The organism is Streptomyces rimosus (assembly GCF_008704655.1).
Classification (GTDB): domain Bacteria; phylum Actinomycetota; class Actinomycetes; order Streptomycetales; family Streptomycetaceae; genus Streptomyces; species Streptomyces rimosus.
Window position 1 is genome coordinate 8,279,455 of record NZ_CP023688.1, and the last position, 22,646, is coordinate 8,302,100.

The 22,646-nt window shown below is 72.3% G+C and carries 20 protein-coding genes; 11 read left to right on the forward strand and 9 right to left on the reverse strand.

All coding sequences use genetic code 11. The annotated features are described in order from the left end of the window. Nucleotides 1–162: 162 nt before the first annotated feature. Nucleotides 163–1,236: an alkene reductase gene (locus CP984_RS36330; protein WP_003986076.1), complete on the reverse strand. Its 1,074-nt coding sequence runs from the start codon at nt 1,234–1,236 to the stop codon at nt 163–165. A gap of 127 nt (nt 1,237–1,363) precedes the next feature. Here CP984_RS36330 and CP984_RS36335 point away from each other — a divergent pair, with 127 nt between their 5' ends. After that, nucleotides 1,364–1,738 (forward strand): MerR family transcriptional regulator, encoded by a 375-nt coding sequence (locus CP984_RS36335; protein ID WP_003986074.1) that lies wholly within the window; start codon nt 1,364–1,366, stop codon nt 1,736–1,738. Nucleotides 1,739–1,775: 37 nt separating this feature from the next. On the opposite strand, the gene CP984_RS36340 is transcribed toward CP984_RS36335, so the two are convergent. Next, entirely contained in the window at nt 1,776–2,129 is a 354-nt protein-coding gene (locus CP984_RS36340) for a peptidase inhibitor family I36 protein (RefSeq protein ID WP_078575192.1), read from the reverse strand. Nucleotides 2,130–2,911: 782 nt separating this feature from the next. Here CP984_RS36340 and CP984_RS42705 point away from each other — a divergent pair. Next, nucleotides 2,912–5,854 (forward strand): helix-turn-helix transcriptional regulator, encoded by a 2,943-nt coding sequence (locus tag CP984_RS42705; RefSeq protein ID WP_003986071.1) that lies wholly within the window; start codon nt 2,912–2,914, stop codon nt 5,852–5,854. A 78-nt stretch (nt 5,855–5,932) separates the two neighbouring features. On the opposite strand, the gene CP984_RS36350 is transcribed toward CP984_RS42705, so the two are convergent. Beyond that, on the reverse strand, nt 5,933–7,213 hold the full coding sequence (locus CP984_RS36350) for a glycosyltransferase family 4 protein (protein WP_030177796.1): 1,281 nt from the start codon (nt 7,211–7,213) through the stop codon (nt 5,933–5,935). Between the two features lie 243 nt (nt 7,214–7,456). Here CP984_RS36350 and CP984_RS36355 point away from each other — a divergent pair, with 243 nt between their 5' ends. Genes CP984_RS36355 through CP984_RS36365 form a run of 3 tightly spaced genes read left to right on the forward strand, consistent with a single transcriptional unit; the run spans nt 7,457 to nt 11,254 of the window. Continuing rightward, nucleotides 7,457–8,149: a response regulator transcription factor gene (locus CP984_RS36355; protein ID WP_003986068.1), complete on the forward strand. Its 693-nt coding sequence runs from the start codon at nt 7,457–7,459 to the stop codon at nt 8,147–8,149. After that, entirely contained in the window at nt 8,142–9,734 is a 1,593-nt protein-coding gene (locus tag CP984_RS36360; protein WP_129820911.1) for a sensor histidine kinase, read from the forward strand. The genes CP984_RS36355 and CP984_RS36360 overlap by 8 nt, the downstream gene beginning before the upstream one ends. Next, nucleotides 9,731–11,254, forward strand: a complete 1,524-nt coding sequence (locus tag CP984_RS36365; RefSeq protein ID WP_030177792.1) for a glycosyltransferase family 39 protein — start codon at nt 9,731–9,733, stop codon at nt 11,252–11,254. Before CP984_RS36360 ends, CP984_RS36365 begins: the two co-directional genes overlap by 4 nt. Before the next feature lie 119 nt (nt 11,255–11,373). Here CP984_RS36365 and CP984_RS36370 read toward each other — a convergent pair whose 3' ends face one another. From CP984_RS36370 to CP984_RS36385, 4 genes are all read right to left on the reverse strand, one after another. Next, nucleotides 11,374–11,778: a VOC family protein gene (locus tag CP984_RS36370; protein ID WP_003987126.1), complete on the reverse strand. Its 405-nt coding sequence runs from the start codon at nt 11,776–11,778 to the stop codon at nt 11,374–11,376. 25 nt (nt 11,779–11,803) lie between these two features. Further along, entirely contained in the window at nt 11,804–11,962 is a 159-nt protein-coding gene (locus CP984_RS36375) for a hypothetical protein (protein ID WP_003987127.1), read from the reverse strand. Between the two features lie 87 nt (nt 11,963–12,049). Then, nucleotides 12,050–12,937: an undecaprenyl-diphosphate phosphatase gene (locus CP984_RS36380; RefSeq protein ID WP_003987128.1), complete on the reverse strand. Its 888-nt coding sequence runs from the start codon at nt 12,935–12,937 to the stop codon at nt 12,050–12,052. A 180-nt stretch (nt 12,938–13,117) separates the two neighbouring features. Beyond that, nucleotides 13,118–13,819, reverse strand: a complete 702-nt coding sequence (locus tag CP984_RS36385) for a TVP38/TMEM64 family protein (protein ID WP_003987129.1) — start codon at nt 13,817–13,819, stop codon at nt 13,118–13,120. Nucleotides 13,820–14,005: 186 nt separating this feature from the next. Here CP984_RS36385 and CP984_RS36390 point away from each other — a divergent pair, with 186 nt between their 5' ends. The 4 genes from CP984_RS36390 to CP984_RS36405 all read left to right on the forward strand — a co-directional run bounded on the left by CP984_RS36390 (nt 14,006) and on the right by CP984_RS36405 (nt 17,782). Continuing rightward, nucleotides 14,006–14,224, forward strand: coding sequence for a hypothetical protein (locus CP984_RS36390; RefSeq protein WP_003987130.1), 219 nt, complete (start codon nt 14,006–14,008; stop codon nt 14,222–14,224). A 115-nt stretch (nt 14,225–14,339) separates the two neighbouring features. After that, nucleotides 14,340–15,515: an elongation factor Tu gene (gene tuf / locus CP984_RS36395; RefSeq protein WP_003987131.1), complete on the forward strand. Its 1,176-nt coding sequence runs from the start codon at nt 14,340–14,342 to the stop codon at nt 15,513–15,515. A gap of 161 nt (nt 15,516–15,676) precedes the next feature. Next, on the forward strand, nt 15,677–16,519 hold the full coding sequence (locus CP984_RS36400; protein WP_030177790.1) for a patatin-like phospholipase family protein: 843 nt from the start codon (nt 15,677–15,679) through the stop codon (nt 16,517–16,519). Between the two features lie 471 nt (nt 16,520–16,990). After that, on the forward strand, nt 16,991–17,782 hold the full coding sequence (locus CP984_RS36405) for a spermidine synthase (RefSeq protein ID WP_063781743.1): 792 nt from the start codon (nt 16,991–16,993) through the stop codon (nt 17,780–17,782). On the opposite strand, the gene CP984_RS36410 is transcribed toward CP984_RS36405, so the two are convergent. Beyond that, nucleotides 17,744–19,090: an MFS transporter gene (locus tag CP984_RS36410; protein WP_003987264.1), complete on the reverse strand. Its 1,347-nt coding sequence runs from the start codon at nt 19,088–19,090 to the stop codon at nt 17,744–17,746. The two genes, CP984_RS36405 and CP984_RS36410, sit on opposite strands and share 39 nt — an antisense overlap. Before the next feature lie 173 nt (nt 19,091–19,263). On the opposite strand from CP984_RS36410, the gene CP984_RS36415 reads away from it, so the two are divergent. After that, nucleotides 19,264–19,734: a DUF4442 domain-containing protein gene (locus CP984_RS36415; protein ID WP_003987263.1), complete on the forward strand. Its 471-nt coding sequence runs from the start codon at nt 19,264–19,266 to the stop codon at nt 19,732–19,734. 369 nt (nt 19,735–20,103) lie between these two features. Continuing rightward, nucleotides 20,104–20,748, forward strand: coding sequence for a DedA family protein (locus CP984_RS36420; protein WP_003987262.1), 645 nt, complete (start codon nt 20,104–20,106; stop codon nt 20,746–20,748). Nucleotides 20,749–20,763: 15 nt separating this feature from the next. Here CP984_RS36420 and CP984_RS36425 read toward each other — a convergent pair whose 3' ends face one another. After that, on the reverse strand, nt 20,764–22,557 hold the full coding sequence (locus tag CP984_RS36425) for an ATP-binding protein (protein ID WP_050498763.1): 1,794 nt from the start codon (nt 22,555–22,557) through the stop codon (nt 20,764–20,766). Nucleotides 22,558–22,646 lie beyond the last annotated feature (89 nt).

The window sequence follows — 22,646 nt, forward strand, 5'->3', positions numbered from 1 at the left end:
TGGCGACACGCACGTACGACCAGCAACGGGACCATCAGGCCCTGGAGCGGCGGCGGGACGCCGGGAACGGCGCCGTGCTCATGCTGTACGGCGCCGCGGGCACCCTCGTGGCATGGCGCGCCACGCGTCCGCGCCCGGTGCCGGGCGCGGACCGCCGCCGGGTCAGGCGGTGTACTGGTACGCCGGATACGTGATGTAGCCCGCGTCGCCGCCCTGGTAGTACGAAGCCTCGTCGACCGGGGCGATGGGCAGGCCGGTGCGCAGCCGTTCCACCAGGTCGGGGTTGGCGATGAAGGCGCGCCCGAAGCTGATCAGGTCGGCGCCGAGCCCCAGCCAGTGGTCGGCGGCGGCCCGGTCGGCCTGCTTCGGGCCCATCGGAACCGTCGGGTTGACGATCAGATTGCCCGGCCACGCGCGGCGCAGCCCGACCAGCACCTCCTCCTCGGCCGTGGCCTCCAGATGGACGTAGGCGAGGTCGAAGCGGGCGAGTTCGGCGAGCAGCGCCGCGTACAACTCGGGTACCTCGGTCTCCGCCACGCCCCAGAAGCCGGCGCCGGGCGACAGCCTGATGCCGGTGCGGGCCGCGCCCACGGCGTCGACCGTGGCGGCGACCGCTTCGACGGCGAAGCGGATGCGGTGGGCGACCGGGCCGCCGTAGGCGTCGGTGCGCAGGTTGGCGTTGGAGGAGAGGAACTGCGAGATGAGGTAGCCGTTCGCGCCGTGCAATTCGACGCCGTCGAACCCGGCGTCGACGGCGCGCCGGGCGGCCTCGGCGTACGAACGGGCCTGCTCGGGCACCTCGGAGGTCTCCAGGGCACGGGGCACCGGCGCGGGCTGCGGCCCGGAGGGGGTGAACACCTCGCCGACGGCGGCGACGGCGGACGGCCCGACCGGCCGCAGGCCGGTGGTGTCGGGGTGCGAGACCCGGCCGCCGTGCATGATCTGGGCGAATATCCGCCCGCCGTTGACGTGCACGGCGTCGGTGACGGGCCGCCAGGAGGCCACCTGCTCGTCGGTGTACAGCCCCGGCGTCCCCGGGTTGGACTGCCCGACCAGGCTCGGCTGCACCCCCTCGCTGACGATCAGTCCGGCGCTGGCCCGCTGGGCGTAGTGGACGGCCATCGACGGGGTGGCCAGGCCGCCGGCCGCGGCCCGTACCCGGGTCATCGGGGCCATCACGATGCGGTTGGGCAGCTCCAGGCCGCCGAGGCGGTGGCGGTCGAACAGCGTGGTCATGCCGGAACTCCTTCGTACGGATCACACGGTCACAGCCCCCTGAGCGGCGGGCCCGACGAGTACGCTAAAACCTGACATCAATGTGAGATGCAAGTCCTGTGACCGGGGACACAGCGGGGAGGGTGCCATGCGGATCGGGGAACTCGCGGCGCGGACCGGGGTCAGTGTCCGTTCGCTGCGCTACTACGAGGAGCAGGGGCTGCTCACCAGTACCCGCAGCGCCGGCGGGCAGCGGCACTACACCGAGTACGAGATCGAACGGGTCGCCTTCATCCAGCGCCTGTACGCGGCCGGGCTGTCCAGCCGCACCATCATCGAACTGCTGCCGTGCGTGGACGCGCCCAGCGCCGCGCACTCCCACGCCGCCCTGGAACGCATGGCCACGGAACGCGAGCGGCTCTCCGCCCACATCGACGACCTGCTGCGTACGCGCGACGCACTGGACGCGCTGATGGCCGCGGCGCAGGACCACCGCGACGCCTCATGCCGGGCGGCGGTGTGAGGCGGGCGGGTTCTCCTCCGGTACATAAGTCCGTACATCAGCCCGCACAAAGCTCCCGACGGTCCGGACAAAGGGCTGACCAGGTCGGACATCCCTGGTTTGTCCGGGGAATTCGGTCCGAGTACCACTCGAAGTCACACTTGGCACCGTGGTTGTACCACGACTTGAAGTTCTGGAAGACCGAGTACTGGGTCAGGTCTTTGTTCGTGCCCGCGACCTGCTGACGGTGACCGGTGTAGTTCTGCCCTGCCCAGACGCAGAAGTAGCCCGACGGGCAATCCGACGGCGCTTTCGGAGTGGCCGGTGCCGCACCGGCGGCACCCGCGCTTCCGGCCAGCAGACCACCGGTCAGCGCGATACCGCCGGCCATGGCCGTGAGCTTCCTGGTCATACGCCCATCCACGTCTCACGGGAACTTGTTGGACTTGATGTAGTGGGACGCGTCGTCCGACTCCTTGTGTCCCCTGGGAACGACTCCGTGGGATCCGCCGTGGTTCTTCAGCATGCCGTTGCCTGGGTGAACTGTCGCTGACCGGCGACCCACCGACGAGCGTGAAAGGGCGGCGCCCATGGGGGCGCCGCCCTCCGGCTGTGTGGGCAAGTGGCGGTTGGGCCGTCGGCTTCACCCGGTCCGATGGACGGGTTTGCGGTGCCGCGCAAGCGGAACGGTCTGCCGGCTCCGTCGGCTGATCGTTACGGCGCATCGGAGCTGGACACGGTACTTCTGGCGTAGTCCGGACGATAGATGTGGAATCAGCCGTGCTGTGCGCACAATGATGAGCGCCGCACCACAAGTGCGCAGTGTGACGAGGCGTACACCAAGAGGCGCCCTCACTTTCGAGGTCGTTCCTCCGACGCCGGTCACCTCACTCGATTTCGGGTCCGCGCCGACGTCCGGCGCGCGGACCGTCAGAGATCGCGCATATCCGACCGGAGAGCACGCGTCTTCGACCACGAGATCACGTGGCCCCGACCACGAGATCCGCTGTGGCCGCGCAGAGGCGATGCCCCGTAACGACGGCGGCCGGGCCGCCCGAACCGCCTCCCGCCTACCACGAACCGCGAGGGAGCAGCAGGTCACCGCGGTACGTCCACATGCTGATACGTGCGGCGAGACGCAACCCCGGCCCTGGGGCCGCCGTCTGGCAGGGCGAGAAAGGGAGTAGGGGTGAGATGAACGACGGTTGCAGGGGGGACCGAGCCGTCCGGGACGCACCGCGGCAGGCGGGGCCCGGCCGGCCGGTCCGCGAAGGCCCGCTGCCGTTGGCCGGGCGCACCGGTGAGCTGGCGGCCCTCGACGAGGTGGCGGAACAGGTACTGGCGGGGCAGACCCGCGTCGTACAGCTCGCGGGCAACGCGGGCATGGGGAAGTCGGCCCTGCTGCACCACTGGCTGGACAGTGTCCGGCGGTTCCGGGAGGTGCGGGTGCGCTGCCACCGGCTCCGGCGCGATTTCGCCTTCGGCGCGGTGCGGCGGCTGCTGCACCCCGTGGTCGCGGCGGCCGGTGAGCAGGAACGCCGGGCGCTGCTCGACGGGGTGGGGGACACGGTGCTGCGCATCCTCGACCCGGAAGGGCCCTGGGGCGGCGACCCGGATACTTACGCCGACGCCGCCGGGACGCTGGCGGGCCTGGACCGCCTCGCCTTCCGGCTGTCCCGCCGCGAGCCGCTGCTGCTGGCGGTCGACGATCTTCAGTGGATCGACCCGCCGTCGCTGCGGTGGCTGGCGCACCTGGTCCACCGGGCGGACACCCACCCGATCCTGGTGGCCGTCACCACCCGTACCGGAGAGCGCCCGGCGCCCGGCGACCTGTACGACGCCCTCGTGCACCCTGCCGCCTGCCGCACCCTGGCGTTGGAGCCGCTGAAGCCGGCGGACGTGGCGCGGCTGGTGGCGCTGGAGTTCGGCGAACCCCGGCCGGACCCGTCCTTCTGCGCCGCCTGCCACGCCGCCACAGAAGGGCACCCGCTTTTCCTGCGCGCTCTGCTGTGCGACGCGCGGCGCGGCGGCGTACGGCCCACGCGGGAGGACCGGGACCGGATCAGGAGCTTCGGCCTGCCCACGCTGCTGCGCGAGGTGCGGCAGCGGGTGGGCCAGGGGTCCCCGGCCGTGGCCGAGCTGGCGCGCGGGCTGGCGGTTCTGGGCGACGGGATGCCGTGGTCGCTGCTCGCGGCGTACTGCGGCACCGGTGAGGCGGTGGTGCGTTCGGCGGGCGCGGAGCTGCGCTCGCTCGGGCTCTTGGGGTCCGGGGAAGAGCCACGCTTCGTCCACCGGGTGGTACGGGATGCCGTGCTGGCGGAGTGGACGCCCCAGGAGGTCGGCGCGGCCCACGCCCGCGCGGCCCAGGTCCTGCACCTGAGCGGGCGCCCCGACGAGGAGGTGGCCGCGCACGTCATGGCGGCCGGCCCGGTGTCCGGCACCTGGCCGCCGGCAGTCCTGCGCCGGGCCGCCGGGGAAGCGCTGCGCCGGGGCGCGGCCGAGACCGCCGTGACGTATCTGCGGCACGCGGTCTTCCAGCCCGCCACACCGGGGGAGCACGCCCGGGTGTTCCTGGAGCTGGCCGTCGCCGCCAGCCACTACGACACCGCGCTCGCGGCCTCGTACGCCACCGCCGCGCTGGAGAACCTCACCGACGACGACGCCCGCTCCAAGGCCGTTGCGGTACTGGCCTACTCCCACCTGATGTCACGCGGCGGGCGCGCCGGCAGCCCCGACCTGGCGCGCCTGGCCACGGAGCTGAGCACGCGCACCGGCGCTGCTGCCGCTGACCGTGAGTCCCTGCTGCGGATGCAGGCGCTGATCGAATGGCTGGAGCTGGAACGCCCCTCGATCCGGGGCACGGTCCGGGCCGAGAAGCGCGCCACCGCCGTCGACCTGGACGGCCGTACGTCCGGGGAGCGGCAGCTGCTCGCCGTCCGTGCCTTCGCGGCCCTGCGGGCAGGCGAGCCGGCCGACCGGGTCACCGAGCTGGTCGACCGGGCCCGGGCGAACTCACCGGCGCTCTCCCACGACCTCTTCCCGCTGCATTACTTCGTCGCCGGATCGCTGCTGTACCTGGACGACCTCGATGGGGCCGACGCCCTGTGCGGCCGGCTGCTGGACGGGACGAAGGACAGAGGAATGGAGCTGCTCGCCTCCTCCTTGATGGTCTACCGCTCCGCCGTCGCGCTGCGCCGGGGACACGTGGCGCAGGCCGCCGAGATCGCGCGAACCGCCTCCGAGCGGCCCCGCGCGCACGGCGAACTGCCGTACCGCATGACGCTGGACACCATCACCCTCGACGCCCTCCTGGCCCAGGGCGACCTGGAAGGCGCCGAACACCTGGCCGCCTCCCACACCGCCGTGGACCAGGCGGAGCCTTCGTGGGAGTGGCCGCGGTTCCTCATGAGCCTCGCGGCGCTGCGTGCCGCTCAACGGGACCACCGCGGTGCGCTGACCCTGCTGCGCGAGAGCGGCCAGCACTTCGAGACAGCGGGCATCGTCAGCCCGGCCATCGGCCCTTGGCGCTCACGTGCCGCCGTCGTCAGCCTCCGACTGGGGTACGGGCGCGACGCACGGGCGCTCGCCGAGGAAGAACTCGAACTGGCGCGGCGCTGCCGCATTCCACGCACCATCGGCGTGGCCCTGCATGCCGTCGGCCGGGTCACCGAGGGTACGCAAGGCCTGGACCTCGTCGAGGAAGCGGTGAGCGTCCTGGAGCGCACGCCCGCCGAACTGGAACTGGCGCGGGCCCTGCACACGCTCGGATGCGCCCTGCTGCGGCGCGACGACAAACCCGGGGCCCGTACGGCATTGCGCCGCGGCCTGGAACTCGCGGTCAAATGCGGGGCCTCCGCAGCGGCGCGCAACCTCCAGCACCAGCTCCACGAAGCGGGCGGCCGGACACCCGACCCCTGTTCTCTGACGGCCGGCGAGGAACGAGTCGCCGCACTCGCCGCCGAAGGATGGAGCAACAAGCAGATAGCCGAGCACCTTTACGTCTCTCTGCGGACCGTCGAAACACATCTGACCGCCGCTTACCGCAAGTTGTGCATCGGGGGGCGGCATGAATTGCCCGAGGCGCTGAAGGGGGGCTCCTATGTGGTGGGGCAGGTGGGGCATGCTAGCGGCGGGTAGCCGGCCCTTGGTGGCTGCCCGGGGGGAGCTCTTCGCCTGGACGTGGCGGGTGGAGGAACAATCGACCGGAGCCCCCGTTCACAGCGTGCCGAGCCTGCTCGCCATGGCACGCGCGGTGGAGCGCATGGCGTGCGCGGTATCGATGGCACGGGTACGCGCATGGAAGCCGGCCGTGCGTCGGAAGCCGACCGAACGGCGTCCGGGCCCGCGCCGGAGCAGGTCCTGAAAGAGAGCCTCGTGCCGCTCGGCTATGAGCGCGGGATCGAAGCGGGCCGAATTGCGGAGCGCCGCCTCGCCCATGCGCCGGCGCAGCCGATCATCGCCTGCGAGTCGGAGCAGCGCCGTGGCCAGGCCGCCGACGTGGCCGGTGGGCACGAGAAAGCCGTCGACACCGTCCTTGATGATCTCGCGCGGTCCGACGGGGCAGTCCGTGGAGACCACGGGCAGACCACACCGCATCGCCTCGACAATGGTCATGCCGAACGACTCGCGATCAGAGGCCGAGGCGGCGATCGACCCCTTCGCCCATTCCGGTTCGAGCGGATCGACCTTGCCCATGAGATGCGCCTGGCCGTTCAGTCCCAGTTCATTGATCAGGCTGGTGAGGGATTCCCGCTCATTGCCGGTGGTGTCCCCTTCGCCGAAAATCCGGAGATGCCAGTCCGGGTGCTGGTCGGCCACTTCGGCGAACGCCTTGATCAGGAGATCGTAGCGCTTGAGCGGAATCAGCCGTCCCGCCGCGACAATGGACTTTCCGCTGCCGTCGGCAGGCTCGACGGCAGTCCGGGGAACGCTGTTCGGTATCGCTTCCACCCGTACGCCCGGGAAATCGAGCCGACGGTACGCCCGGGCGTCGGACTCGGACACCGTGGTGATGGCGTCCAGCAGCTGATAGCGATGGCGTATCTCGTGCCGCAGCCGGAAACCGTGGCCCGAGAACGTCAGGTGCTCCTGCCCCACGCGGATGCCGGCCGCACGCGTCTGGCGGGCGATGTGCGTGTTGAGACCCGGCCGGGTCCCGACCACCACATCGGCCTCCAGCCGCGACAGGTGGTGGCCGATACGGTCGTCCGTGAGACGGCTGTACTGCCGGTGCCGTCCGTCCGCGCGAGGGAAAACCCTGGCGGGCTCCGCATGGCGGGGATCATCGCCCTCGAAATCGGCGGACGCGGCCCGCAGATCCACAAGAGGGGTCAGACGCACCTTCGCCGGTACGTCCATGACCGGAACATCGCGGTGCCGGAACACCGACACCATCTCCACGTCATGCTGCTCGGACAATACCGAGGCAAGGTTGTACGTGGCCCGAACGGTGCCGCCGATGCCGTAGGCATTGTGAATAAGAAAGACAATGTGCATGGGTTGCCTAACCGTCAAAAGCGTCGCGAGTTCGGGCCGTCTCCCTTCCCGCGGCGGCGCGACCATGGGGCGGCACCGGAACGCGTGGCACGGCTTCCCGGCGCGGTGCAGGAAGGGCTGGGCGGCTGCATTCTGCGCACACCGACCCGAAGAAAACCTGAAGAACCGACGGGTGTCCGGTGCTGCCGGAAGCCTGAAGATTTCTTAAGAAAGCAAAGCGAAAAGTGTGCCAGGCTTGATGGCGTGCATCGCATTCTGCTCATCGAGGACGATCCCCAGGTCGGCCCCGCCATCCGACGCGGCCTGACCGCCGAGGGGTACACCGTGGACGTCGCCACCGACGGCGTCACCGGCCTGGAATTCGCGCTGGCCGGGGACCACGACGTCATCGTTCTGGACGTCATGCTGCCGCGTCTGCACGGCTATGGGGTGTGCGGCCGGCTGCGGGCCGCCGGCGTCACCACACCGGTTCTGATGCTGACCGCGAAGGACGGCGAGCACGACGAAGCCGAGGGGCTGGACACCGGAGCCGACGACTACCTCACCAAGCCGTTCTCCTACGTCGTCCTGCTCTCCAGGCTGCGGGCCCTGCTGCGACGCGGTGGCAGCTACGGCACCTCACCCGTGCTGAGCCACGGGGACCTGTGGGTCGACCTGGCCACCCGCCGGGCCGGACGCGGCGCCACGGCCGTCCATCTCACCGGCAAACAGTTCGGCGTACTCGCCGCGCTGATCCGCGCCAACGGCCGGGTGCTGTCCAAGGGCGAGATCCTCGACGAGGTGTGGGACCCGGCCTTCCGCGGTGACGCCTCGATCGTGGAGGTGTACGTCTCCGCCCTCCGCCGCAAGATCGACACCCCGTGGGGGACGCGCTCGATCGAGACCGTTCGCGGGTACGGCTATCGCCTTGCGCCCATCGGGAGCACCGGTGACTGAGCAGGCCGTTCCTCCGGGGCACGAAGGACGCACGGGGCGCACGGGACGTACGGCGGAGCGCAGGCCGCGGACCGGAGTGCTGCGGTGGGTACCGACCGAAATCCGGGCCGCGGTCGTCGCCGGGCTCGCCGCCTGTGTTGTCTTCACGGCCGGAGCGTGGTGGCTGCGCGGCCACGTACACGACGAGACGCTTGAGCAGACCGCTCGCCTCGCTGCCGTCCAGGCCCGTACCACCGCGGCGACCGAGCCGACCGCGGAACAGAGCCACGTCTTCGAACGGGGCTTCTGGCCCAAGATCGAGATCGACGACAGTGGCCGGGTGCACCCGGCCCCCGGCATCGCCGTCGCCCTGGACGGTCTCGCCGAACTGCTGCCGCCCGCCCCGCCCGACGCTGGCCCCGACTGGACCCGTACGGTCACCGTCAGCGCCGGGCGAACCCGCGGTCTGGCGCAGCGGTGGCGCGCCCAGCTCGAAGCCGCCCTCCCGCAGGGAGACGATGCCACCGCCGCGAACACCCGGGCGCAGGCCCGTCTACGTATCGATCGCCTGCTCCACCGGGACGTCACCGCCGTCGCCGCCCGCTACACCCTCCCCGCCCACCGCTGTACCGACCCCGCCGACGCACCCGGCAGATGCCGGCGTACCGTCTACCACCTGGTCCCGCCCGACGACGCCGACGCCGCGGTCGCCTCCCTCGACACGCCCCTGAAGGCAGGCGTCCCCGCCGCCGCGCTGATCGTGGCGGCCACCGCCTGGATCACCACCCGCCGCTCCCTCGGGCCCGTCGAGGCCATCCGCGCGCAGGTGGCGGACATCACCGACACCACCGACCTGCACCGACGGGTCCCCGTCCCGGTTGCCCGCGACCGGATCCGCGCTCTGGCCGAGACCACGAACTCCACCTTGAACCACCTCGAAGAAGCCGCCGAACGGCAACGCCGGTTCGTCGCCGACGCCTCCCACGAACTCCGCTCGCCGATCACGGCCCTGCACACCCAGCTCGAAGTCGCCCTCGCCCATCCCGAACACCTCACCGACGCGGTCCAGGACGCCCTCAAGGCCACCGACCGGCTCCGCCGCGTCACCGACGACCTCCTCTACCTCGCCCGCCCCAGCACGCAGGAGCCACGGGACGTTGTCGACCTGGTCGAGATCGCTCACGAACTGGCCCATGAGTACGGCCACCGCGGCCTGCCGGTGGTCCTCGGGCCGTTCCCCGAAGAAGCGCCCGTAAGAGGTGACGCCCTCCAACTCCACCGGCTCCTGCGCAACCTGCTCGACAACGCCCACCGGCACGCCGCCGACCGCGTCACCCTCACCATCACCCCGCGGGCACACGGCTGGGACATCTCCGTACACAACGACGGCGCCCCGCTCGACCCACAGGACCTGGAGCGGGTCTTCGAACGCTTCACCCGCCTCGACGAGGCCCGCGCCCGCGACACCGGCGGCAGCGGCCTCGGCCTGGCCATCGCCCGCGACATCGCCCACCGCCACCACGGCACCCTCACCGCTCACACCAACCACCCCCGCCCCGGCACCACCTTCACCCTCCACCTCCCGGAGACGAAAGCAACACCGTGACCGCCACCTCGCCCCGGCCTGCCGTGGCCGTCATACCCGGTGCCTCCGTCGGCCGTGCCCTGCTGAGGGGCGCGGCCGGTTCGGCGCCGCCGGCCGTCGCGCTCGTCCTCGGCATATGGGGGAACTGGGCCCCCTCCGCGTGGACCGACGAGATCGTCACCATCGACGTGGCGCGGCGGTCCTGGCCACAGCTGATGGAGCTGCTGGGGCGGGTCGACGCGGTCCACGGCCTGCACTACGTGCTGATGTGGCTGGTCGGGCAGCTGAATGGAGGGCTGAACGAGTTCACGGCGCGGGTGCCGTCCGCGGTGGCGGTGGCCGTCGCGGCAGCCGGCCTGGCGTGGCTGGGGAGGCTGCTCGGCGGTCCGCGTCTCGGGCTGTACGCGGGGCTGCTGCTCGCCGTTCTGCCGACCGCGTCACGCTACGCGCAGGAGGCCCGCTCGTTCGCCTTCGTCATGGCGGTGGCGGTACTGGCCACGGGCGCCCTGGTGAAGGCCCTGTCCAGCCGGGCCGGGGGCCGGTGGCCGGCCGGCTATGCCGTACTGATCGCCCTGCTGGGCTGGTTCAACCTGCTGGGGCTGCTGCTGGTGGCCGCCCACGCGGTCACCGTGATCCTGCGGCGCCCCGGCCGCCGCGTCGTCGTACGTCTGCTACTCGCCCTGACTGCGGGCCTCACCGCCGTCGTCCCGCTGCTGATACTCGCCGCCGCCCAGAGCTCCGCCGTCGGCGACGCCGCGCCGGTCACCGCCGGAACCCCGTTCAACTACTTCACCTGGCTCCTCACCCCCGGCCAGGGCACCCTTCCCACCGCACTGAAACTCCTGCTCACCTGCACCGCCCTGGCCGCCTTGGCGCTTCTCGCGGTACGTCGGCACAAGGCGCCGTCCCTGGCCCTGGCGGTCGGCGTGCCCTGGCTGGCCGTGCCCCCGCTGCTCCTCATGGCCGTCTCCCTGGGCCACCCCCTCTTCGCCTACCGCTACCTGCTGTTCTGCCTGCCGGCCCTGGCCCTGCTGCTCGCACTGGCCGCCACCGTCGTGCCCCCGTACCAGCAACTGCTGCTCGTACTCCTGACGGTCGTCCCCCTCTACGCGTCCCACCAGGCCATCCGCCAGGAGGACAGCCGCCAGTGGGACACCCACGCCGTGATCCGCACCCTGCGCATCCACGACGCACCCGGCGACGCCGTCCTCTTCAGCGGCGCCCGGTGCGGACTGATCGCCACCGCCTTCAAGGAGGCGTTCACTGCCCGCCCCGACCTGGGTACGGACCGAACCGCCGCCACACTCGGCACCCTCGACCACCTGCCCGCCACCCCGGCCCTCCTGCAACAGCGCCTGACCCACACACTCCGCGTCTGGCACATCACCTGCAACCATCTCTCCGCCAACGCCCGCCAGGCCGCCACCCGCACCGCCGCAGCCCAGAAACAGGCCCTTGTCCGGGGAGGGTTCCTTCCGGCTTTCCACCGCAGTGCGCCTGGGGTGGACATCACTCTTGAACAGCGCTCCGCTGCCAGGTAGTCGGGCATGAGCGCCCCGAGCCGAATGCGGAGAGGGTCATCGGCTCTGGGGAGTGGAGCGCACGCGCGACACGCTGCGGCGACTCATTACCGACGCGAGAGGAAATGGCGTTGCGGTTCTCAACGAGCGTCGTGGATGCAGAAGGGCCGGCCGGCGGGGTCGAGGAGGACTGTCCAGTGCTTTCCGCCGGGTTGGTGGGCGGGTTTGGTGGCGCCCAATTCCAGTAGCTGCTTCTCGGCTGCTGCGGCGTCGGGGAACGTGAGATCCATGTGAAAGGGCAGGTCCTCCTCGGGCCAGTTGGGGGCCTGGTAGGAGGCCGAGTTGTAGAAGAGGTACATGACCCCGTTCACGTGGAAAGCGCTGGCGGCACCTTCGCCGTTCTCGGCGGGATAGGTCTCGGTGACCGTGGTGCCCAGGGCGGTGGCGTAGAAGTCGGCGAGCTGCCGGCCATCGTGGGCCCACATCGCGTGGCACACGATTTTCCCGGACAGGGGGCCAGTGCTGCCGGTGGTCTTGTCGCTCATGGCGTCTCCTTGCCCGTGGCAGGGATCAGCGGACGACTGTGATGCCGAAGCGGCCGCCGAAGCCCTGGCCCAGGCTGAATCCGATGGCGGAGTGCAGGTGCGCGTACCTCTCCATACCGCGGGCGCTGACGAGTGGGCCGAGGTCGAGGATGTCCGTCCAGCCGTAGGACTTCAACAGGGCCACGGTCCGGTGCTTGGCGCCGGTGCGCAGGCTTCATGCGCCACCCGCGAAGCGGTCCGGGCATCATTCAAGGGGACCGGAACCGTCCCCTCACCCCGCCGATTCCCCCGCGTGCGGGCTCAGTACGCCTGCGCTGACCAGTGCGAACAGGGCGATGCCCAGGAGGATGCGGTAGATGACGAACGGCATGAAGCTCTTCGTCGTAATGAACTTCATGAACCACGCGATGACGGCGTATCCCACGACGAAGGCGATGACCGTGGCGAAAATGGTCGGCCCCCAGGAGACATGGCTCGCGGCGGCTTCGCTGCCGAAGGCGTCCTTGAGTTCGTAGACGCCGGAGGCCAGGACGGCGGGGATGGCGAGGAGGAAGGAGTAGCGGGCCGCGGCTTCGCGGGTGTAGCCCATCAGGAGGCCGCCGCTGATCGTGGCGCCGGAGCGGGAGACGCCCGGGATCAGGGCCATGGCCTGGCAGACGCCGTAGATCAGGCCGTCCTTGACGTTCAGGTCGGTGAGGGTCTTGCGCTGTTTGACGGCGCGATGGCGGCCGCCGGACTCGTCGCGGGCGGCCAGCCGGTCCGCGAAGCCCAGGACGACGCCCATGACGATCAGGGTGGTCGCGATCAGCCGCAGGTCGCGGAAGGGGCCCTCGATCGCGTCCTTGAGGGTGACGCCCAGCACCCCGATCGGGATCGAGCCGACGATGACCAGCCACCCCATCTGGGCGTCGTGGTCGTGCCGCAGCTCGCGGTTGAACAGGGAGCGCGCCCAGGTGCCGACGATCCGCGCGATGTCCTTGCGGAAGTAGATCAGGACGGCGGCCTCGGTGCCGATCTGCGTGATCGCGGTGAAGGCCGCGCCGGGGTCCTGCCAGCCCGCGAACGCCGCGGTCAGCCGCAGGTGCGCGCTGGAGGAGATGGGCAGGAACTCGGTCAACCCTTGGACCAGGCCGAGGATGAAGGATTCAAACCAGTGCATCGGAGCTATGCCATCCAGAGGGTGATCAAGCGCTTACCCGGTGAAGGTGCGGGTCAGGCGGTACGAGGGCGGAAGGGACGGGAGTGCGTGCGGCGGCCGGAGGGATCGGTGACCGGTTGGGGGCAGCGTAGCGCCCGAAAGTGTCCGGGGGGCAAATGGCTCTTTCCGGACGCCCGCCGGTCAACGCCCCCGGATTGACGCGCGTTTGCGCCAGGCCACGGCCACCGCGGCCAGGCCGGAGACCACGATGAAGGCGGTGGAGATCAGGAAGGCGGGCGAGGTGGGCGACGAGGCGCGGGCGCCGGCGATGACGTACGCGGCGGTGTTGGGCACGCTGCCCAGCGTCGTGGCCAGCAAGAACGCGCCCCAGCTCATGCGGGAGACCGCGGCGCAGTAGTTCGTCGCGCAGAACGGCAGGCCGGGGAAGAGGCGGATCGCCATCATCGAGCGGAAGCCGTGCTCGCTGAGCTGCCGGTCGGCGGCGGTCAGCCAGCGGGCCCGCAGCAGGGGCCGCAGGGCGTCCTGCCCCAGCAGGCGGCCGAGCCCGAACGCGAGGCCGGCGCCGAGGACCGTACCGGCCAGCGCGGAGAGAAAGCCGGGCAGGCTGCCGAAGATCGCGCCGGCGGCGAGGTTCAGGACCGGGCGGGGGACGAAGGCGGTGGTGCACACTCCGTACGCGAGTCCGAAGATCACCACGGCGCCGCCGCCGGCCCATGCCGGCGGCCATCCGTGGGCGAGCAGCCGCTGCGGCTGCCAGATGATCATCGCGATGGAGGCGCCGGCGAGCAGGACGAAAAGTACGGCGAGCCGGGCCCAAGGGGAGAAGAGCACACGCGTGCAGCGCGCGGCGAGGCCGTCGGGCGTTGCGGCGGGTTCGAGCATCCCGGGAGCGTAACCGACAAGCGTGGCGTGGAGGTGTATTCACGGTCGCTCGTGGGTGAAGGGGGAGGGGAAGCCGGTGGGGAGGGGGGTGGTCTACGGGGGCATGCCCCACCCCTGCCCGGTCCCTTCCCTCCCCCACAAATAAATCGCTCGACGCGGCCCACCCCCGCACGAGATCCTTACGGCATGTTCCGGCAGTCCTACCTCGCGCTCACGTCCGCAGTCGCGGACGCGCCGAAGGCTGCCGTCGACTCGATCGCGGCGCTCATCGCCGCTCTCAAGGCCGAGGCCGACGCCGTGCAGTTCCCCGGCGCCGCCATCGCCACGGACACCGTCGCGGCGGACGCCGCCCCCGCCGCTGCCGCGGCCGGCGCCGTCCCCGCGGCCACCGGCGCGCGAAGCTGACCCTCTCCGGATCGACCGGCGAACCCCGCAGGGGGAGGGTCGGCGGGATCGAGGGGTTCCCACGGCGGTCCGCGGGACCGCCGTATTCACCGCTTTCACGCGAGGAACCACAGCCATGCCCAAGACGGCATACGTGCGCACCAAGCCCCACCTGAACATCGGCACCATGGGCCACGTCGACCACGGCAAGACGACCCTGACCGCCGCGATCACCAAGGTGCTCAGCGAGCACGGCAGCGGCACCTTCGTGCCCTTCGACCGGATCGACCGGGCCCCGGAGGAAGCCGCGCGCGGCATCACCATCAACATCTCGCACGTCGAGTACGAGACCGACACCCGGCACTACGCCCATGTCGACATGCCGGGCCACGCCGACTTCATCAAGAACATGGTCACCGGCGCGGCGCAGCTCGACGGGGCGATCCTCGTCGTCTCCGCGCTCGACGGGATCATGCCGCAGACCGCCGAGCACGTCCTGCTCGCCAAGCAGGTCGGCGTCCGGCACGTCGTCGTCGCGCTGAACAAGGCCGACGCGGGCGACCCCGAGCTGACCGACCTGGTGGAACTGGAGGTCCGCGAGCTGCTGACGGCGCACGGCTACGACGGGGACCACGTGCCCGTCGTACGGGTCTCCGGGCTGCGCGCCCTGGAGGGCGACCCGCGCTGGAGCCGGGCCATCGAGGCGCTGCTCGACGCGGTGGACACCTACGTACCGACGCCGGAGCGCTACCTCGACGCGCCGTTCCTGCTGCCGGTGGAGAACGTGCTGACCATCACCGGGCGCGGCACGGTCGTCACCGGGGCCGTCGAGCGCGGCACGGTACGCGTCGGCGACCGGGTCGCGGTGCTCGGCGCCGGCACGGAGACGACGGTGACCGGCGTGGAGACCTTCGGAAAACCGATGGAGTCGGCCCAGGCGGGGGACAACGTCGCGCTGCTGCTGCGCGGTCTGCACCGGGAGCAGGTGCGCAGGGGGCACGTGGTCGCGGCGCCGGACAGTGTGACGCCGCGGCGGCGCTTCACCGCCGAGGTGTACGTGCTGTCCACGGAGGAGGGCGGCCGCCGCACGCCGCTGTCCACCGGGTACCGCCCGCAGTTCTACATCCGTACGGCGGACGTGGTCGGCGACATCGACCTCGGTGAGCGCGTGGTCGCCCGGCCCGGTGAGACGGTGACGATGACCGTCGAGCTGGGGCGCGACGTACCGCTGGAGCCCGGCCTCGGCTTCGCCATCCGCGAGGGCGGCAGGACGGTCGGGGCGGGGACGGTCCGCACGGTGGCCGAGGCGTAGCCGGAGCCGGAAGGGACGGGGCCGGGGCAGGCCGATTTCGGTCCTGTGCCGGCCCCGTGCCCCTCCCGCGCACCGGTACAGGCGCGGCGCGGGCTGCCACACTGCCGTACGGAACGGAAGTGTCCCGAACCGAACCCGACGGAACCGGAAAGGGGACCGCGATGACCGGGACGGCACTGGTGCTGGGCGGCGGGGGATACACGGGCATCGGGTGGGAGATCGGCATGCTCGCCGGTCTCGTCGAGGCCGGCGTGGATCTCGGTACGGCCGATGTGGTCATCGGGACCTCGGCCGGTTCCATCGTGGGCGCCCAGCTCACGTCCGGCCGTCTGACACCGGAGGAGCTGTTCGCGCGTCAGCTGGTCCCGGACACGGGGGAGACCGCGGCGCGCATGGGCGCGCGGGAGCTGGCCCGCTTCGCCTACCTGGCGCTGCGTTCGCGCGATGCGGTGGACTTCGGGGTACGGATGGGGCGCCTCGCCATGACCGCCCGCGCCGCGTCCGGGCCCGGCCGGCGCGACGCGATCGCGCGGCGCCTGGTCTGCCACGACTGGCCGGCGCGACGGCTGATGATCACGGCGGTGGACGCGGTGACCGGGCGGCGGACGGCCTTCGACGACACGAGCGGTGCCGGTCTGGTGGACGCGGTGAGCGCGAGCTGCGCGGTGCCCGGCGTGTGGCCGCCGGTGAGCATCGGCGGGCAGCGGTGGATCGACGGCGGCGTGCACTCCAGCGCCAACGCGGACCTCGCCGCCGGGTACGGCCGGGTCGTCGTCCTGGCGCCGGTGGCGGCCGGCGGCGGTCCCCTCGCCAGTGCGCGGTCGCAGGGGGCGGCCTTGACGCGGCGCGGTGCGCGGGTGAGCGTCATCGTGCCCGACCGCGCGGCCCGCGCCGCCTTCGGCCGCAACGTCCTGGACCCGGCCAAGCGCGCCGCCGCGGCCCTTGCCGGGCGCCGCCAGGCCGCGGCGCACGTCAAGGAGGTCCGGGCGGTGTGGGAGGAGTGAAGCGGGGAGGCGGAGGGGGCGGTACGGGCGGTACGCGGCCGGTTCGACGGGGGTCGGAGCGCGCCCCCGTACCGGCACAATGGGACGGTGGACGAAGCAGCCGGGCGGATACGGGACACGCGGGCCGAGGACGGGACAGCCGGGGCGGCGCCTGACGTGGCCGGGACGGGACCGGGGGAGATCCCTTGGTCGCCGAAGTCGCAGGAGGTTCCGGAGCCGCCCAAGTCGCAGGAGGCTGCGAACGCGCCGAAGCTGTCGGATTCGCCGTATTCACCGCAGCGACCTTCCGTGCGGGTCCCGGAGATGCGAGGCACCGGCCAGGAACCGGCCTCGGCACCCGCCCCGGCCTCGTCCCCCGATCCGTCCCCGGCCCCGGAAGCGAACCCCGGCCCGCCCACTCCCGACACCGCCACCCCCACCCCCGACCCCATCCCCATAACCCGCCCCGTCGACTGCGGCACCGCCAAGCTGATGCCGGACGTGGGCCGGGCGCGCGCCTGGCTATTGACCGTGGACGGTGCCCCGCAGTCGTATGTCGATCTCGACGCGCCGACCGAGCTGGAATTCGAGTACGCGCGCCGTCTCGCGGCCCTCCTGGACGCGGCCGCCGCTCCGACCGAGCCGCTCGACGTGCTGCACCTGGGAGGCGGGGCGCTGACCCTGCCGCGCTATCTCGCCGCGACCCGTCCGGGCTCCCGCCAGGACGTCGTCGAGGCCGACCGCGGGCTGCTCGCCCTGGTCGCCGAACATCTGCCGCTGCCCCCGGACAGCGGCATCGCGGTGCGGGCCGAGGACGCCCGTACGGCTCTGGAAGCGGCGACGGAGCGGAGCGCGGACGTGATCGTGGCGGATGTCTTCGGTGGCTCGCGGGTGCCCGCGCATCTGGCCTCGGCCGAGTACGCGCGTGCTGCCGCCCGCGTCCTGCGGCCGTACGGGGTCTACACGGCGAACCTCGCCGACAGCGCGCCTTTCGACTTCCTGCGGGCCCAGCTCGCCAATTTCGCCACCCTTTTCGACCACCTCTGTGTGATCGCCGAACCCGCGGTGCTGCGCGGCCGCCGTTTCGGCAACATCGTGATGGCCGCGTCCCGGGCCGAACTGCCGATCACTCAGCTGGCCCGGCGCACCGCGGCCGATGTGTTCCCCGCGCGGGTCGAGCACGGCGCGGCGCTCCGACGGCTGATCGGTGACGCCGTACCGGTCCACGACGACCAGGCCGTACCGTCACCCCGCCCGCCCGACGGGGCCTTCAGCATCGGCTGAGGCGGCCCCGGTGCCCGGGGCCGTTTCCGGCGCGCCGCGCCGCTCCGGCGTACCGCTGGACCGGCGCGTCAGCCGGCGGACGTCCCGTACGCACAGCGCGGCCGCCGTCAGCAGCGCGATCAGCGCGGAGCAGCCCCACAGTGCGGCGGTCCGGCCGATCAGGTCCTGTACGGGCCCGGCCAGCGCGGTGGCCGCCGGAGTGATCGCCAGCGAGCCGAACCAGTCGTACGACGAGACCCGGGAGAACTTCTCCTCCGGTATCTCCTGGTGCAGCGCCACCATCCACAGCACGCCGAACACCTCCAGCGCGATGCCGGTGCCGAACATCACCAGGAGCAGCACGGGGACCGGCACCGGAACGGCGAGCGCGGCCGACGGGAGGGCGAGCGGGAAGACGCACAGGACGCCGGTGAGCAGGATGCGTCGGGGCTTGACGCGCATCATGAGCAGCGCGCCGCCGACCGTGCCCGCGCCGAAGGCGGCCAGCGCGAGGCCCCACGGCCGGGGGCCGCCCAGGTGCTCCTCGGCGACCATCGGCCCGTACACCGCCTCGGCCGCCACCACGACGGCGTTGACGACCGCGAACTGCCCGATCACGGCCCACAGCCAAGGCCGGGAGACCACCTCGCGCCAGCCGTCGCGCAGGTCGCGCAGGAGACCGGTGGTGGGGGCGCGCTCGGGGATGTGGCCGACGTCGAGGAAGGCGCGCAGGGCGCCCGCGACGGCGAAGGCCGCGGCGTCGATGGCCAGGACCCAGCCGGGTCCGACGGCGGCGACCAGGGCGCCGCCGAGTGCGGCACCGCCGATGTTGGCGCCGTTCATGCTCATACGGAAGAAGGCGAAGGCCCGGCCGGAGTGTTCCCCGGAGACGCTGGAGAGGACCATTCCCTCGGAGGCCGGGGCGAAGAACGCCTGCCCGGTGCCGCCGAGCGCGGCCAGCACCGCCATCTGCCACAGCCGGGCCTCGCCGGTCAGTACGAGCAGCGCGAAGAGACCTTGTGAGACGCAGTTGAGCGCGTTCGCGGCGACCATCACGCGGTGGCGCGGCAGCCGGTCGGCGACCGCGCCGCCGATCAGCAGGAAGACGACGAGCGGCACCGTACGGGCCGTGGCGACCAGGCCGACGTCGGTGGCCGAGCCGCCGGTGCCGAGCACCGCGAACGCCGCCGCGATCAGCGAGCCCGCGCTGCCGAGGTTGGCGACCACGGCGGCGGATGTCAGCAGGGTGTAGTTGCGTCCGGCCCAGTCCGGGAGGCGGCGGGGGCGGCGGACGCCGCCTCGGCCGTCCGCGCGGTCGGTGTTCAGCACGGCCGCGCCGGTCTGTGCCCCCGGAGGGGATGCCGCGCGGAATTCGGGTTCTGTTCGCCTTCGGGCGGCTGCTGACCTGGCCACATGGGCCACCACGATATGCGTCGCGGTCCTCCGGCGGGAAAACCGGCCGGGGCTTCCCCCGATAAGCTACTCATAGGTAACATGGCGGCATGTCCTCCGACACCCAGCCGTCGATCGGCGCAATGATGGCGGCCACCGTACCGATGGCCCGCACGCTCAACCTCGTATTCGTCGAGACCACCGCCGAGCGGGCCGTGGTCCGGCTGCCCGACCAGGCGGATTACCACAACCACGTCGGCGGGCCGCACGCCGGCGCGATGTTCACCCTCGCCGAGTCGGCCAGCGGCGCGATCGTCCTCGCGGCCTTCGGCGACCAGCTCTCGCGGGCCGTGCCGCTCGCCGTACGGGCCGAGATCGGCTACCGGAAGCTCGCCATGGGCGAGGTCACCGCCACCGCCGAAATCGGCCGCCCGGTCGCCGACGTCATCGCCGAGCTGGACGCCGGCGAGCGGCCGGAGTTCCCGGTGAACGTCGCGATCACCAGGGAGGACGGCGCGGTCACCGGCGAGATGACCATCGTGTGGACGCTGCGCCCGAACGACCCCGCGAAGGAGAAGTAGGACGGGTGCGGCATCGGTGGCCCCGCACCTGCCCGGGGCCACCGCGCACCTTCCCGCGTACCCCTCTCGCAGATTGCCGCGGGCTCCGAGGCAACTCCGCGCCGCCAGGGCGCGTCTCGTACGACGGTACGGAAATGTGGCCCGGTCAGCGGCCCGCCGCCCAGGTGTTCACCGGCCCGTCGCGTGCTGCGCGGCGGGCCGTGTCCCTGACGCCGGGGCAGCGGGGCGGCCGAAGGAGATCGAGTAGGCTGCCCGGGCGCGCCGCGGCACGCGGACGCCCGGGGGGACTTCCGGTCTTCGTCGGCGTCGCGGACGCCGGGCAGTGGCCCGCGGGGGCCCGGCATCTAGTTGGAGGAAGCGGCCTTGCAGATGGAGTGGCTGGAGACGATTCCGGCCGTGAGCGTGTACCTCATCGTGGGGTTGGTCATCGGCCTGGAGAGCCTCGGCATTCCGCTGCCCGGTGAGATCGTCCTGGTCAGTTCGGCGCTGCTGGCCGCGACCCAGGACCACATCAATCCGCTGGTGCTGGGCGCCTGTGCGTCCGCCGGCGCGATCATCGGAGATTCCATCGGCTATCTGATCGGCCGCAAGGGCGGTCAGCCGCTGGTCAACTGGGCCGGCCGGAAATTCCCGAAGCACTTCGGGCCCGACCAGGTGGCGATGGCCGAGGAGAAGTTCGACAAGTGGGGCATGTGGGCCGTCTTCTTCGGCCGTTTCATCGCCCTGCTGCGCATTTTCGCCGGGCCGCTCTCGGGCGTGCTGAAAATGCCGTACTGGAAATTCCTCATCGCCAATGTGCTCGGCGGCGTCATCTGGGCCGGCGGCACGACCGCGCTGATCTACTACGTCGGCAAGGTCGCGGAGTCCTGGCTCAGCAAGTTCTCCTGGGTGGGGCTGGTGGCCGCGGCGCTGTTCGGCATCGGTTCGTTCGTCGTGATGAAGCGGCGGGCGGCGAAGGCGGCGGCCCAGCGCGAGGCGGCGGCCGCCAAGCCGGTGGACGCGCTGGCAGAGTGACGCGACGGCGTTCCGTCAGGTGGGACCGAGCCCGCAGCGGGGCCCCGGGAGGGGACCGCTGCGGGTTTCGTTTTGCGTGGTGCGGGCGGGGGTGAGGGGCACGGCCGCGGCCATGCCCCACGGCCTGGGTGCGGGTACGGGGGCGCCCGCCGGTCCTGAGGCCGCCAGCGCGATGGCCAGCAGGACCTGGCTGTACGCGGGCCCGGGCCCGTACCAGGGGTCCTGATACGTGTGCTCGGCGGCCCTGCGCAGCCAGGCCACGGCGGTGCCGGTGTCCGCGCGGCGCAGGGCCAGGACGCCGCGGGCGTGCGCGACGCGGGCCAGTGTGTCCGCGTCGGCGTGCCGGGCGGCCGCGCGCGCGGCCCGGTCGAGCAGCGACTCGGCGGTGCGGAGGGCGTGGTCCTGCGCGGCGAGCCAGCCCGCCAGCCACAGGGCGCGGGCCCGTACGGCGGTGTCGTCGCCGCAGTGCCGCAACAGACGCCCGAGATGGGCGCGGCCCTCCCGCCGACGGCCGCAGACGCCCCACCGGAACCAGAGCGAGACCGCGGTGTCCAGGGCGGTGAGGGCGTCGGCGGCGTCCAGCGGGGGCCGGGCCAGCGCGGCCCGCAGGTTGTGCCGCTCGGTCTCCACCAGCTGTACGGCGATCCGGCGGTCGGGGCCCTGCCAGGCGATCTGCGCCTCGGCGGCAAGCGCGGCGCAAGCCATCCGGAACGCGCGCAGCGCTACGCCTTCCTCGCCGGCCGCCCGGACGCGCGCCAGGCCGACGGCGCGGGCGGCGGCGGGGAGACGGTAGCGGGGTGGGGCGGCCGGACCGGGGACGCCCGGGTTGGCAGTGCGGGCGGTGGTCTGGGCGTTCCGTACGCGGACGAGGACGGAGGCCCGCAGCAGACGTTCGAGAGCCGCCTCGACGTCCTGCGCAGAAACGTCACTGCTGATGCCGAGACACCCCGCCAGCCAGCCGTCGAAGTCCCCGGAGAGGACGGAGAGGCGCGCCCATACGAGGTGGTCGGTGGGGGTGAGCGGGGTGGGGGAGGGGTGTGGGCCGCTGGTGGCGGCAGGGACGTACGGCATGAGGGTGGCGGTCCCGTACGGCTCGGGGGCGATCACGGGCGGTGTGGGGCCGAGCACCTGCTGCTCGGGAGCGATCACGTGCGGTTTGGGGGAGGGCGCCTGCTGCTCGGAGGTGATCACCTGCGGTGTGGGGGCGGTCACCTGCGGAGCGAGCACCTGCCGCGCGATAGCCCCCACACCATCCGGCCGTGACCACCCCCGCACCCCCACAACCCGCTCCGCCCCCACCCCCAACGGCTGCCGCGCGGTGGCCACGATCCGCAGACCGTACCCGGCAGACACGTCCGGCCCGGCTGCCCCCGGCCGAAGAACCGGCCCCGCCGCCCTCGCGCGCCCCGCCGCCGCCCCCGCCCGCAGCAGCTGCCGCACCAGCCACGCGCACGCGCCCGCCACCGGATCGCAGTCATCGAGCAGTACGGTCAGGCCGAGCCGGGCGCAGTGGGCGGCCAGGGTCTGCGGCGTCGTGTCGTACGGCAGGCCCGCCGCCCGGCTGAGGGCCGCGGTGACGCCGTCCTCGGCCACGTCCTCCCGGCAGCCGACCCGGACGAAGCCGCCGGGGCGGCCGTGGTGCCGCGCGGCCTCCTCCAGGACGGCACGGGCGAGTGTGCTCTTCCCCACGTTCGCGGGGCCGGTCACGGTCACCAGCGGGCTCCGGGCGAGCAGCTCGCGCAGGGCGCCGCGCTCCGCCGCGCGGCCCGTGATTCCGGGCGGCGGCGGGTCCTCGGCCCCTGCGCTCATCGGTCATCCCCGTCCGCGGCACCGCACCGTGCCGCGCTGTCGCCAGTCGGAAAAACACGATGCCCGGAGCCCGGGGCGCGAATCAACTG

What these genes read in the sequence shown, in the direction of transcription:
- CP984_RS36330 (WP_003986076.1), bottom strand. Translation starts at nt 1,236, where the DNA reads ATGACCACGCTGTTCGACCGCCACCGCCTCGGCGGCCTGGAGCTGCCC.
- CP984_RS36335 (WP_003986074.1), top strand. Translation starts at nt 1,364, where the DNA reads ATGCGGATCGGGGAACTCGCGGCGCGGACCGGGGTCAGTGTCCGTTCG.
- CP984_RS36340 (WP_078575192.1), bottom strand. Translation starts at nt 2,129, where the DNA reads ATGACCAGGAAGCTCACGGCCATGGCCGGCGGTATCGCGCTGACCGGT.
- CP984_RS42705 (WP_003986071.1), top strand. Translation starts at nt 2,912, where the DNA reads ATGAACGACGGTTGCAGGGGGGACCGAGCCGTCCGGGACGCACCGCGG.
- CP984_RS36350 (WP_030177796.1), bottom strand. Translation starts at nt 7,213, where the DNA reads ATGCACATTGTCTTTCTTATTCACAATGCCTACGGCATCGGCGGCACC.
- CP984_RS36370 (WP_003987126.1), bottom strand. Translation starts at nt 11,778, where the DNA reads ATGAGCGACAAGACCACCGGCAGCACTGGCCCCCTGTCCGGGAAAATC.
- CP984_RS36380 (WP_003987128.1), bottom strand. Translation starts at nt 12,937, where the DNA reads ATGCACTGGTTTGAATCCTTCATCCTCGGCCTGGTCCAAGGGTTGACC.
- CP984_RS36385 (WP_003987129.1), bottom strand. Translation starts at nt 13,819, where the DNA reads ATGCTCGAACCCGCCGCAACGCCCGACGGCCTCGCCGCGCGCTGCACG.
- CP984_RS36390 (WP_003987130.1), top strand. Translation starts at nt 14,006, where the DNA reads ATGTTCCGGCAGTCCTACCTCGCGCTCACGTCCGCAGTCGCGGACGCG.
- tuf (WP_003987131.1), top strand. Translation starts at nt 14,340, where the DNA reads ATGCCCAAGACGGCATACGTGCGCACCAAGCCCCACCTGAACATCGGC.
- CP984_RS36400 (WP_030177790.1), top strand. Translation starts at nt 15,677, where the DNA reads ATGACCGGGACGGCACTGGTGCTGGGCGGCGGGGGATACACGGGCATC.
- CP984_RS36405 (WP_063781743.1), top strand. Translation starts at nt 16,991, where the DNA reads ATGCCGGACGTGGGCCGGGCGCGCGCCTGGCTATTGACCGTGGACGGT.
- CP984_RS36415 (WP_003987263.1), top strand. Translation starts at nt 19,264, where the DNA reads ATGTCCTCCGACACCCAGCCGTCGATCGGCGCAATGATGGCGGCCACC.
- CP984_RS36420 (WP_003987262.1), top strand. Translation starts at nt 20,104, where the DNA reads ATGGAGTGGCTGGAGACGATTCCGGCCGTGAGCGTGTACCTCATCGTG.
- CP984_RS36425 (WP_050498763.1), bottom strand. Translation starts at nt 22,557, where the DNA reads ATGAGCGCAGGGGCCGAGGACCCGCCGCCGCCCGGAATCACGGGCCGC.